Below are 11,175 nucleotides of genomic sequence, written 5' to 3' on the forward strand. Positions count from 1 at the left end.
TCTCCCCACCACCGCAAGGAGTTTCGCATGCCCAACTACACCTTCGTGGTGAACGGGAAGACCGTCACCGTCGACGCCCCCGCCAACCTGCCCCTGCTGTGGGCGCTGCGCGACAAGCTGAAAGTGCGCGGTCTCAAGTACGGCTGCGGCATCAACGTCTGCAAGGCGTGCACGAGCCACCTCGACGGCGAGGCGATCAACCCGTGCGTCACGCCGGTCTCCGAGTGCGAGGGCCGCGAGGTCACCACGATCGAGGGCCTCGCCGACGGCGACAACCTGCACCCGGTGCAGGAAGCGTGGCTGGAGCAGGACGTCGCGCAGTGCGGCTACTGCCAGCCGGGCCAGATCATGGCCGCCGTCGCGCTGCTGAAGAAGACCAAGAACCCCACCGACGCCGACATCGACAAGATCGAGAACGTGTGCCGCTGCGGTTCGTACTTCCGCATCCGCGAGGCGATCAAGGCGGCCGCGGCGAAGATGTGATCCGCGGATACGGACGTATGACACTGGTTTTGCCGCATCAGCGGCGAGTGTCACAAGTTCACCCGGCCGAGTGACCGGCCGTCGTGTTAGATGACCTTCCCGAGGGCTCACCGTGGAGTCCCCGTACGGTCACGGGCGAGGGGCGCGCGAGCGCCCTTCGCCCCGGCCCGGAGGGCGTTGATGCACTACCAGACTGTTCTGCGCGATGGGCTCGCCCCCGTGGTCTCGGCGTTGGCCGCCGAGGTCGACACCGCCATGCCCGAGCTGATCGAGGCCACGCTGCGCCAGATCCTCGAGCAGATGCCGGTCTATCGCGACGAGCGGTTCGTGACCCACGCCGAACTGCGCAACTCCGTGCGGGCCAACCTCGACTACGCCCTGGCCACCCTGCGTGGCGAGGACGTGCCCGACCTGTCGCAGGCCCGCGCCACCGGTCGCGCGCGGGCGCTGCAGGGCGCGCCGCTGCCCGAGGTGCTGCGGGCGTTCCGGATCGGGCTCACCGAGGTGTGGCACCGCTTCGTGCTGCTGACCGCGCGCGGCGAGAACCAGGACCTCGCCGGGCTGGTCGCCGCGACGTCCGCGGTGTGGGCGCTGGTCGACGACTACGCCGAGGCGCTGACTTCGTCCTACCGGGACGCCGCCGCCGAAGTCGTGGTGGCGCACCAGAACCGGCGTTCCGCCCTGGTCGAGGCGCTCTTCGCCGGCGGGGCCGCGACCGAGGGCACGCTGTGGGACATCGCGCGCGTGCTGGAGCTTTCCGTGGACGGCAGTTTCGTGGTGGTCGCGGCCGAGACGCCGCGGCTGGGTCACGAACCGCTGCCGAAGATCGAGCAACGCCTGCGCGAGGCCCAGCACGCGTCGGCGTGGCGGCTCACGCCCGACCTCCAGGTGGGCGTGGTGTCCCTGCGTGACCCGTCGGCGAGCAAGGTGACGATCGACCTGCTGCGCGAGGCCCCGGTGGGCCGCGTCGGCATGAGTCCCGTGTTCTCGGGGCTGGGCAACACTTCCCGGGCGCTGCACTTCGCGCGCGTCGCGCTCTCCAGCATGGCGCCCGGCTCCACGGGCCTGGTGCAGTTCACCGAGTCGCCGCTCGCGGGCCTCGTCGCCAGCGCGCCCGAGGCGTCGGTCCAGCTCGCCCACCACGTGCTGCGCCCGATCCTCGAGCTGCCCGGCGACGACCGCAACGTGCTGCTGCTGACGCTGCGCGCGTGGTTCGACTGCCAGGGCTCCACGAAACTTACGTCGGAACGCATGTTCTGCCACCCCAACACGATCCGCCACCGCCTGCGCCGCATCACCGACGAGCTCGGCCGGTCGCTCACGGACCCGGCCGACATCGCGGAACTGGGGGCGGCGTTGCGGGCCCTGCACCTGTTCCCGGACACTTCGCACCTGCCGGCGCCGAGGCCGACCCGGGCGAGCTGACCGGCCGACGGGGTCCACAGTGGCCGGTGGCGCGGAACACGCCACCGGTCACCCCGGACGTCAGCTGTCGCTGGAGTTCTTCCAGAGGTTGATGTCCGACTCGGTGGCGTAGCGGTCGATCTCGGCGAGTTCCTCGGCGGTGAAGCCGAGGTTGTCGAGGGCGGCCACGTTGTCCTCGAGCTGCTTGACACTGCTCGCGCCGATCACCAGCGACGTCATGCGCGGGTCGCGCAGGGCCCAGGCCAGCGCGAGCTGCGCCAGGGACTGGCCCCGGCGCGCGGCGATCTCGCCGAGGCCGCGGATCTTCGCCAGGCGGTCCTCGGTGATCGTGTCCGGGTCGAGGGACTTGCCCTGCGCCGCGCGGGAGTCGGCGGGGACGCCGCCCAGGTAGCGGTCGGTGAGCAGACCCTGGGCCAGCGGCGAGAAGGCGATGCAGCCGGCGCCGGCGTCTTCGAGCGTGTCGAGCAGGTGGTCGTCCTCGGTCCAGCGGTTGAACATGGAGTACGAGGGCTGGTGGATCAGCAGCGGCGTGCCCAGCTCGCGCAGCAGTCGCGCGGCCTCGGCGGTGCGCTCGGAGTTGTACGACGAAATGCCCACGTAGAGCGCCTTGCCCGAGCGAACGGCCGTGTCCAGCGCACCGACCGTCTCCTCCAGCGGCGTTTCCGGGTCGACGCGGTGGGAGTAGAAGATGTCGACGTAGTCCAGGCCCATGCGCCCCAGTGACTGGTCGAGCGAGGCCAGCAGGTACTTGCGCGAGCCCCAGTCGCCGTAGGGGCCCGGCCACATGTCGTAACCGGCCTTGCTGGAGATCACCAGCTCGTCTCGGTAAGGCTTGAAGTCGGTGGCGAGGACGCGGCCGAAGTTCGACTCGGCCGAGCCGTAGGGCGGGCCGTAGTTGTTGGCCAGGTCGAAGTGCGTGATGCCGAGGTCGAACGCGCGACGCAGGATGTCGCGCTGGACCTGCAGCGGGCGGTCGTCGCCGAAGTTGTGCCACAGGCCGAGGGAAATGGCGGGCAGCTTCAGTCCGCTGCGCCCGCAGCGCCGGTAGGGGATCGAGTCGTATCGGCTGGTCGCCGCAACGTAGGTCACGTGGGCAGATGCTAGCTCGCGAGCAGCCGTTCGGCTCCCTCGCCGTGCAGCCGGCCCACCGTCGCCGTCCGGCCGGCGGCGAGCATCGCAGCCCCACGACCGGTCCTTCGACGAGCGCACCCTCGCCGCCCGACAGGTCGGCGTCGTCGGCGACCAGGCGCGGACCGGCGAGGTGGCGCCGCGCGTGGAACGGGTAACCGCGCTCCCACACCCGCTCCAGCGCACCGGCCGCCGCGGCCTGCGGCACCGGCCGGTCGAGGCCGAGCGGGATCGCGATGTCCTGGCCGTGGATCACGACGTCGAGCAGCCGGTCGGCGGTGGTGGTGCCGATCGGGCGCTGCCGGGCCCCGACGCCGGCCCGCAGCGGCGCGACCAGCCCCGGTGGCGTTCGGCGCGATCGCCGACGTCGAGCGGCGGCCGGCGGCCGGGCTGGGGGAGGACACCGTGGCCGAGCTCGACCGCACGCTCGCGCGGATCGTGGAGACGGACTCAGTTCCGGCCAGTACAGTGCCAGGTGAGCATCTGCTTACCAAGCCGACCCAAAGCAGGCCGACCCCCTCGCGGTACGTAAGCATGGTCGCGAAGTCATTCGGCCGTGACTGTGGTCGGATGGGTAATGATGGCGCAGTGGAGGTCACGTGGGCACCGGGTTCTTCTCCTCCGTCGACGACGTGTCGGCACAGCTGGCCGAGGTCGGCTACCTCGCGTCGACGGCGGTGGCGACCACCGTGTTCCTCGCCGACCGGCTCGGCAAGCCGCTGCTGGTCGAGGGGCCGGCGGGCGTCGGCAAGACGGAGCTGGCCAAGGCCGTGGCCGCCGTCAGCGGGTCGCGGCTCGTGCGCCTGCAGTGCTACGAGGGCATCGACGAGGCCCGGGCGCTGTACGAGTGGAACCACGCCAAGCAGCTGCTGCGCATCACCGCCGGGCGCGACGAGACGTGGGAGGCGGCGCGCACCGACATCTTCGGCGAGGAGTTCCTGCTGCGCCGCCCGCTGCTGCAGGCGATCTCGGGCACCGAGCCGACAGTGCTGCTCGTCGACGAGACCGACAAGGCCGACGTCGAGGTCGAGGGCCTGCTGCTGGAGGTGCTCGGCGACTTCCAGGTCACCGTGCCCGAGCTGGGCACGATCACCGCCACCCGGGATCCGTTCGTGGTGCTCACGTCCAACGCCACGCGCGAGCTGTCGGAGGCGCTGCGGCGCCGCTGCCTGTTCCTGCACATCGACTTCCCCGACGCCGAGCTCGAACTGCGGATCGTGCAGCTGCGGGTACCGGGCATCGACGCCGCGCTGGCCGATTCGGTGGTCCGCGTGATCGCCGCGCTGCGCGCCATGGACCTGCGCAAGCTGCCGTCGGTGGCCGAGACCATCGACTGGGCGCGCACGCTGCTGGAGCTGGGTGCGGGCACCCTCGACGAGCGGATCGTGCGCGAGAGCCTCGGCGTGGTGCTCAAGCACCAGGACGACATCACCAAGGCCGGCGCGGGCCTCAAGCTCGACCGGGTGCTGGACGCGTCGTGAGCACGGCCGGGGTCACCGACCGGCTCACGGCGTTCGTGCGGGCGCTGCGGGCGCAGGGGATCCCGGCCGGCCCGGCGGAGACCGTCGACGCGGCGGCCGCGCTGGAGGTCCTGGGGTTCGAGGACCGCGAGCTGGTGCGCGAGGGCCTCGCGGCCGCGCTGGTGCGGCGCGGGGGCCAGCGGGCGGTGTTCGACGCCGCGTTCGACCTGTATTTCCCGGCCGGCGTGGGCGTGCCCGAGCTGGCACGCGACGACCGGCCGCGCGACCTCGACCAGCTGCGGGAAGCCCTCGCGGCCGCGTTGGCCGAGGGTGACCAGCAGGCGCTGGCGCAGCTCGCGGGTGTCGCGGTGGAGATGCTGGGCGCGTACGGCACGGGTTCCGGTGCCGGCGGCGGGTTCTCCGCGCACCAGACGCTCGACCGGCTGCAGCCCCAGACCTTGATCGTCCGGGTGCTCGCGGCGATCCGCGGCGGCGCCGGGGAACCGGCGGGCGACGAGTTCACCGACCGGCTCACGCGCGACGAGGTCCGCCGCCGCGTGGAGGACTTCCGCGGGCGCGTGCGCACGGAGGCCCGCCGGCGCGCGGCCGAGGTGCGGGGGCGTGACCGCGTGGCGAAGCACGCCATCGCGCCGGCCGCGGACCGCGTGGACTTCCTGATCGCGAGCCGGGCGCAGCTGGCCGAGCTGCGCCGGACGGTGCAGCCGTTGTCGCGCAAGCTCGCCACCCGCCTCGCCGCGCGCCGCAAGCGCACCACGCGTGGGCAGATCGACCTGCGGCGCACGTTGCGGCGGTCGCTGTCGACGGGTGGGGTGCCGGTGCGCCCGGCGTTGCGGCACCGGCGGCCCGGCCGGCCCGAGATCGTGCTGCTGTGCGACCTGTCGGGGTCGGTCGCCGGGTTCGCGAACTTCACGATGCTGCTGGTGCAGGCGCTGCGCGATCAGTTCAGCAAGGTCCGCGTGTTCGCGTTCGTCGACAGCACCGACGAGGTCACGCACCTGGTCACCGCCGGCGTGGCCGATCCCGAGCACCTGGGCGCGCGCATCCTCGAGGAAGCGGCCGTGGTCCGCTGGGACGGGCACAGCGACTACGGCGGCGCTCTGCGCGGGTTCACCGGCAAGTGGCTCGACGCCGTCGGCCCGCGCACGTCGGTGCTCGTCCTCGGCGACGCGCGCACCAACGGCGGCGACCCCAACCTCGACGCCGTCCGCGCGATCCGCGACCGCGCACGCCACGTCTACTGGCTCAACCCCGAACGCCGGGCCCTGTGGTCCACCGGCGACTCGGCGGCGCTGGCGTATGCGGAGCTGGTCGAGATGCACGAGTGCCGCAACGTGCAGCAGCTCGCCGCGCTCGTCACGCGTCTGCTGCCGACGTGAGCCACGCGGCGGTTTCCTTGCGCAGCAAGGTTTTCGTTGTTTCCGGGGCGAAGGACGCGGTGACGGCGGCTCCGGCCAGCGCCGCGAGTTCCTCGTCGTCGTAGCCGAACGTGTCGCGGGCGGCGGTGAACTCGTCGGTCAGCGTGGTGTGCGTGACCGAGGGGACGTCGGTGTTCAGCGTGACGGCGAGGCCCGCGTCGACCAGCCTGGGAAGCGGGTGCTCGGCGAGGCTCGGCACCAGGCCGAGCACGACGTTGGACGTCGGGCACACCTCGAGCGCGATGCCGCGGTCGCGGACCTCGGCCACCAGCTCGGGATCGTCCAGTACGCGGATGCCGTGGCCCAGGCGCTCAGTGCGGCCGACGTCGAGGGCTTCACGGATGCTCTCGGGCCCTGCGTCCTCGCCGGCGTGGTGCACGAGGTGGAGCCCGGCTTCGCGCGCCCGGGCGAAGATGCCGGCGAACGGGGCGAGCGAGTGGCGCTCCTCGCCGGCCACGCCGAGGCCCACCACCTCCTCGTGGGCGAGCGCGAGCTGCAGTGTGCGCTCGGCGCGCTCGACGGACCGTCGGCGCGAGTGATCGAGCAGCACCCGGGTTTCGAGATCGCTTTCGGACAGTCCTTTGAGGACGGCGGCGAGCGGCATCTCGAGGTCTCCCAGCCGCTCGCCGTGCGAGGCGGCCGTGAACGTCACCTCGGCGTACCGCGTGCCCTGCGCGGCTTCGTCCACGCAGAACTCCCGCGCGACGCGCTCGAAGTCCTCCGGGGTGCGCAGGCACGCGCGGATGAGCGAGTTGTGGTCGGCGAAGTCGCGGAACCCGGTGAAGGATCTCGATCCGACCGGAAACGGCACGCCGTTGGCGTCGGCCAGCTCACGCAGCGTGTCCGGCCGGACGGTGCTTTCGAGGTGGACGTGCAGGTGCGCCTTCGGGAGCGCCGCGAGATCTCGCATGGGGCCGATCTTGCCGTGTCCCGCGCGTTCGGTCGTGTCCTTTTCGGTGGGGCTGTCTGCGGTGGGGCGGTCTTGGATGGCGCACTGTCCGTGATGTTCGGTTCGGGGGAACTCCGGGTACTCCTCGTTGCGTTGAGGGGATGACGGGACACACGCGGGAGGACCCCATGGGAATGCTGAAAAAGCTCACCGTACTGGCCGGCGCGGCCGGTGCCGTCGGATCGTACGTGAAAAAGAACCCCGAAAAGGTGAACCAGGCCGTCGGCAAGGCCGCCCGGTTCGCCGACGAGAAGACCAAGGGCAAGTACCACGACAAGATCAACGGGGTGACGCAGAAGGTCTCCGACGCGACCAAACCGCGCCCGGCTCACTGACGTCCGGTCCGCCGAGGTCCCGGGGCACCCCTGTATCGGAGGTGCCCCGCGCCGCGAGTGCCTATTGTTCTGCGAGCGCGGCGAGCACGCTCTCGCCGTACTTCGCGAGCTTCGCCTCGCCCACACCGCTTACGGTGCCGAGGTCGGCCAGCGAACCCGGGCGCTCGGCGGCGATTTGCCGCAGCGTCGCGTCGTGGAAAATCACGTACGCGGGCACACCTTGGTCCTTGGCCGTCGCCGCGCGCCAGGCGCGCAGCCGCTCGAACAGCGGAGCCGCCTCGGCCGGCATCTCCACGGCCGCGGCTGCGCTCCGCCGCGACGTGCGCGCGGCCCGCGCCGGCCGTTCCGGCTCGCGCCGCAGCGAAACCGTGCGCGAGCCGTTGAGCACCGCCGTGCTGCCCTCGGTGAGCACGAGCGAGCCGTAGTCGCCTTCCACGGCAAGGAGGTTCTGCGCCAGCAGCTGCCGCACGACGGCCCGCCACTCCTGCTCGCGCAGCTCCGTGCCGACGCCGAACACCTTGAGCGTGTCGTGCTGGAACTGCGTGACCTTCGGCGTGGTCTTGCCCAGCAGGATGTCGATGATCTGGCCGGCGCCGAACTTCTGGCGGCGCTCGTTGCGCAGCCGCACGACGGTGGACAGCAGCTTCTGCGCGGGGACCGTGCCGTCGAAGCTTTCGGGCGGAGCCAGGCAGGTGTCGCAGTTGCCGCAGGGCGCGCCGCTCTGGCCGAAGTAGGCCAGGATCTGCGTGCGGCGGCACTCGACGGTCTCGCACAGCGCCAGCATCGCGTTGAGGTGCACGGCCTGGCGGCGGCGGTGGGCCTCGTCGCCCTCGCCGTTCTCGATCATCTTGCGTTGCTGCATCACGTCCTGCAGCCCGTAGGCGAGCCAGGCCGTGGACGGCAGGCCGTCGCGGCCCGCGCGGCCGGTTTCCTGGTAGTAGCCCTCCACGGACTTCGGCAGGTCGAGGTGCGCGACGAACCGCACGTCGGGTTTGTCGATGCCCATGCCGAACGCGATGGTGGCGACGACCACGAGCCCGTCCTCGCGCAGGAACCGCGACTGGTTCTGCGCGCGCGTGCGCTTGTCGAGCCCGGCGTGGTATGGCAGGGCGCGGATTCCGTTCTGCGTCAGGAACTCCGCGGTCTTCTCCACCGACGCGCGCGAGAGGCAGTAGACGATCCCCGCGTCGCCCTTGTGCTCGGTGCGCAGCAGTTCGAGCAGCTGCTTCTGCGGCGAGTTCTTGCCGACGATGCGGTACTGGATGTTGGGCCGGTCGAAGCTCGCGACGAAGTGGCGCGCGCCGTCGAGGTTGAGCCGCGCCGAGATCTCCTTGTGCGTGGTCTCGGTGGCCGTGGCGGTGAGCGCGATGCGCGGCACGTCGGGCCAGCGCTCATGCAGCGACGACAGCATGAGGTAGTCGGGCCGGAAGTCGTGGCCCCACTGCGACACGCAGTGCGCCTCGTCGATGGCGAACAGCGCGATCTTCCCGCGGTCGAGCAGCCGCACGGTCGACTCGACCGACAGCCGTTCCGGCGCCAGGTACAGCAGGTCGAGCTCACCCGCGACGAACGCCTCCTCCACGCGCCGGCGCTCCTCGAAGTCCTGCGTGGAGTTGAGGAAACCCGCGCGGACGCCGAGGTTGCGCAGGGCGTCGACCTGGTCCTGCATGAGCGCGATCAGCGGTGAGATCACCACGCCGACCCCGGGCCGCACGAGCGAGGGGATCTGGTAGCACAGGGATTTCCCGCCGCCGGTGGGCATCAGCACGAGGGCGTCGCCACCGGAGATCACGTGCTCGACGATGTCCGCCTGGTCGCCGCGGAACGCGTCGTAGCCGAACACGCGTTGCAGGGCTTCGACGGCGGGGGAGCGCTGGGCCTGGTCGGGGTGAGCCACCCGGCCGATTCTAGGCGCCACGACCGACCCGGGGGTGCCACCCCGGGGGACTCGGCGCGTTTCCGGCACGAGTGTCCCGCTCGTGCCGCGGTCGTCACGCTCGGTGTGATCCCGGCCCCGCCGGTGCGTCGTGCCGAAGCTGCGGGCGCAGAATGGCGGGGTGGACTTCGCGATCACCGACCTCGCCGCGTACTTCGCGGGCGCGTGGCGGCTCTCGCGCGACATCGTGGCCGCCGACGGCCAGCCGATGGGCGAGGTCACGGGCACGGCGACGTTCACCTGGGAAGACGCCGTGCTCGTGTACGCCGAGACCGGAGAGCTTCGGCTGAACGGCTACACGGGCCCGGTGAGCCGCACCTTGCTCTACCACCCGGACGGCGCCCGCGCCGCCGTGCACTTCGACCACGGCGGGTTCTTCCACGACCTCGACCTGGCCACCGGCCGCTGGCGCACCGACCACCCGTGCCGCGACGACCTCTACCGCGGCGAGTACCGCGTGCTCGACCCCGACCACTGGCGGCAGGAGTGGGTGGTCGCCGGTCCGGCGAAGGACCACGTGATCACCACACGCTTCACCCGCGCCTGAACCCCGGGTGCGCGGGCCGGCTCAGCGGCGGCGGTTGCGCACGATCAGCAGCAGCACCGCGAGCGCGGCGACGATGCACACCACGGCGAGCAACGTGCCCGCCCAGCCCGGAATGGGCACCCCGGCGATGGTGTCGGACCCGGACACGACACGGAGCGCGCCGGATGCGAGCCAGGTGGCTGCCATGCGCCCCTCCCGTCCCCGAGCGTGTGCCGCGCCGGTTTTGCCCGGTGTCGAAACCGTACCTCATCCGGCGGTACGAGCACCGCCACTCGGCCGAAAACGCGGTTCACCCGGCGGGTTTCGCGTTTCGCCGGGGCGAGGGCGGGCATCCCGATGGTACGGGGGGCTCGACAAAATCCGTGAAGGAGTTCGTGCGATGCCCACTTGGCTCATCGTCGTGATCGTGGTGGTCGCCGTGGTGGTGATCGGCGCCGTCGCGTGGCTCGTCGTCCAGGAGTCGCAACGGAAACGGCTGCGGCGCCGGTTCGGTCCGGAGTACTCGCGCGCGGTGGAGGAGAACGACAGTCCGCGTGCGGCACAACGGGAACTGGCCGAACGTGAACGCCGCCACCGCGACCTCGACATCCGGCCGCTGTCGGCTTCGGCCCGCGAGCGCTACGCCCAGCACTGGGGCCTGATCCAGGAGAAGTTCGTGGACCACCCGGCCGGCGCGCTCGACGAAGCCGACGACCTGCTCGTTGCCGTGATGGCCGAGCGCGGCTACCCGACCGAGGGCTACGACCAGCAGCTGTCCGATCTGTCCGTGCGCCACTCGCGCACGCTGGAGCACTACCGCGCGGCGCACGAGACGCACCGCCGGCACGCGGAAACCGCACTGTCCACAGAGGAGCTTCGCTCGGCGATGGTGCACTACCGCACCGTGTTCGAAGACCTGCTGACCGACGAGGCCGGCTCCGCGGCTGCGCGCCCCGAGCCCGAGCACACCGGCACGCGCGGCGGGAACCACCGCGGCGCCCCCGAACGGAACGGAGACCGCTGACATGACCGAGCAGCAGACCCGCGGCCTGACGACCGCCGACCTCGCGAGTGCCGCCGATCGTGAAGTGTCCGATGTGGACACCGGCGGACGCGGAACCGCCGCCCGTGCCGAAGCCGCGCCGCCGCTGTTCGCTGAGGGTGACGTCGACCGCTTCCGCGGCCGCTGGCAGCAAGTGCAGACCGGCTTCGTCGACGACCCGCGCCGCGCGGTGCACGACGCCGACGAGCTCGTCGCTTCGGTGATCAGCTCGCTGGCCCAGAACTTCGCCGAGCACAAGGGCGAGCTGGAAGGGCAGTGGCGCGAGGGCGAGCCCGCGACCGAGGACCTGCGGATCGCGCTGCGCCGCTACCGCGCGTTCTTCGACCGGCTGCTCGACGCCTAGAGCCTGTTTCAATGGCGTAGCCACTCGTTGATCGCCGCGACGTGCACGGTTGCCTCGTAGCGGACTGCGAGTTTGTCGAACCGTGTGGCGA

12 protein-coding genes are annotated in these 11,175 nt (G+C 71.6%); 8 read left to right on the forward strand and 4 right to left on the reverse strand.

Annotated elements, in window-relative coordinates; all coding sequences use genetic code 11:
- Positions 1-27: 27 nt before the first annotated feature.
- Both ACWEOE_RS17540 and ACWEOE_RS17545 read left to right on the forward strand, forming a co-directional pair.
- Entirely contained in the window at positions 28-483 is a 456-nt protein-coding gene (locus tag ACWEOE_RS17540; protein ID WP_452009933.1) for a (2Fe-2S)-binding protein, read from the forward strand.
- Between the two features lie 180 nt (positions 484-663).
- Complete coding sequence (locus ACWEOE_RS17545; RefSeq protein WP_452009935.1) at positions 664-1,908, forward strand: PucR family transcriptional regulator; 1,245 nt, start codon at positions 664-666, stop codon at positions 1,906-1,908.
- 60 nt (positions 1,909-1,968) lie between these two features.
- Here the strand turns inward: ACWEOE_RS17545 and mgrA are convergent, their stop codons facing one another.
- Positions 1,969-2,997: an L-glyceraldehyde 3-phosphate reductase gene (mgrA, locus tag ACWEOE_RS17550; RefSeq protein ID WP_452009938.1), complete on the reverse strand. Its 1,029-nt coding sequence runs from the start codon at positions 2,995-2,997 to the stop codon at positions 1,969-1,971.
- Positions 2,998-3,635: 638 nt separating this feature from the next.
- On the opposite strand from mgrA, the gene ACWEOE_RS17555 reads away from it, so the two are divergent.
- Both ACWEOE_RS17555 and ACWEOE_RS17560 read left to right on the forward strand, forming a co-directional pair.
- Positions 3,636-4,517 (forward strand): AAA family ATPase, encoded by an 882-nt coding sequence (locus ACWEOE_RS17555; protein ID WP_452009941.1) that lies wholly within the window; start codon positions 3,636-3,638, stop codon positions 4,515-4,517.
- On the forward strand, positions 4,514-5,893 hold the full coding sequence (locus tag ACWEOE_RS17560) for a vWA domain-containing protein (RefSeq protein WP_452009943.1): 1,380 nt from the start codon (positions 4,514-4,516) through the stop codon (positions 5,891-5,893). The genes ACWEOE_RS17555 and ACWEOE_RS17560 overlap by 4 nt, the downstream gene beginning before the upstream one ends.
- Here the strand turns inward: ACWEOE_RS17560 and add are convergent.
- On the reverse strand, positions 5,871-6,842 hold the full coding sequence (gene add / locus ACWEOE_RS17565) for an adenosine deaminase (RefSeq protein ID WP_452009945.1): 972 nt from the start codon (positions 6,840-6,842) through the stop codon (positions 5,871-5,873). The two genes, ACWEOE_RS17560 and add, sit on opposite strands and share 23 nt — an antisense overlap.
- A 167-nt stretch (positions 6,843-7,009) precedes the next feature.
- Here add and ACWEOE_RS17570 point away from each other — a divergent pair, with 167 nt between their 5' ends.
- A complete protein-coding gene (locus ACWEOE_RS17570) occupies positions 7,010-7,216 on the forward strand; it encodes an antitoxin (protein ID WP_452009946.1) in 207 nt (68 codons plus the stop codon).
- A gap of 61 nt (positions 7,217-7,277) precedes the next feature.
- On the opposite strand, the gene recQ is transcribed toward ACWEOE_RS17570, so the two are convergent.
- Entirely contained in the window at positions 7,278-9,113 is a 1,836-nt protein-coding gene (recQ, locus tag ACWEOE_RS17575) for a DNA helicase RecQ (RefSeq protein ID WP_452009948.1), read from the reverse strand.
- A gap of 160 nt (positions 9,114-9,273) precedes the next feature.
- Between recQ and ACWEOE_RS17580 the strand changes: the two genes are divergently transcribed.
- Entirely contained in the window at positions 9,274-9,699 is a 426-nt protein-coding gene (locus tag ACWEOE_RS17580) for a DUF6314 family protein (protein ID WP_452009950.1), read from the forward strand.
- A 21-nt stretch (positions 9,700-9,720) separates the two neighbouring features.
- Here the strand turns inward: ACWEOE_RS17580 and ACWEOE_RS17585 are convergent, their stop codons facing one another.
- Positions 9,721-9,885 (reverse strand): hypothetical protein, encoded by a 165-nt coding sequence (locus tag ACWEOE_RS17585; protein WP_452009952.1) that lies wholly within the window; start codon positions 9,883-9,885, stop codon positions 9,721-9,723.
- 193 nt (positions 9,886-10,078) lie between these two features.
- On the opposite strand from ACWEOE_RS17585, the gene ACWEOE_RS17590 reads away from it, so the two are divergent.
- Positions 10,079-10,702 carry a hypothetical protein gene (locus ACWEOE_RS17590; RefSeq protein ID WP_452009954.1) on the forward strand — a complete coding sequence of 208 codons (624 nt, stop codon included), beginning with the start codon at positions 10,079-10,081 and terminating at the stop codon, positions 10,700-10,702.
- Between the two features lies 1 nt (position 10,703).
- Positions 10,704-11,084 (forward strand): hypothetical protein, encoded by a 381-nt coding sequence (locus tag ACWEOE_RS17595; protein WP_452009956.1) that lies wholly within the window; start codon positions 10,704-10,706, stop codon positions 11,082-11,084.
- Positions 11,085-11,175 lie beyond the last annotated feature (91 nt).

This window comes from Amycolatopsis sp. NPDC004368 (assembly GCF_053602515.1).

Coding starts and splice junctions, on each gene's coding strand:
- add (WP_452009945.1), bottom strand. CDS start 6,842: ATGCGAGATCTCGCGGCGCTCCCGAAGGCGCACCTGCACGTCCACCTC.
- ACWEOE_RS17595 (WP_452009956.1), top strand. CDS start 10,704: ATGACCGAGCAGCAGACCCGCGGCCTGACGACCGCCGACCTCGCGAGT.
- ACWEOE_RS17540 (WP_452009933.1), top strand. CDS start 28: ATGCCCAACTACACCTTCGTGGTGAACGGGAAGACCGTCACCGTCGAC.
- ACWEOE_RS17590 (WP_452009954.1), top strand. CDS start 10,079: ATGCCCACTTGGCTCATCGTCGTGATCGTGGTGGTCGCCGTGGTGGTG.
- ACWEOE_RS17570 (WP_452009946.1), top strand. CDS start 7,010: ATGGGAATGCTGAAAAAGCTCACCGTACTGGCCGGCGCGGCCGGTGCC.
- ACWEOE_RS17545 (WP_452009935.1), top strand. CDS start 664: ATGCACTACCAGACTGTTCTGCGCGATGGGCTCGCCCCCGTGGTCTCG.
- ACWEOE_RS17585 (WP_452009952.1), bottom strand. CDS start 9,885: ATGGCAGCCACCTGGCTCGCATCCGGCGCGCTCCGTGTCGTGTCCGGG.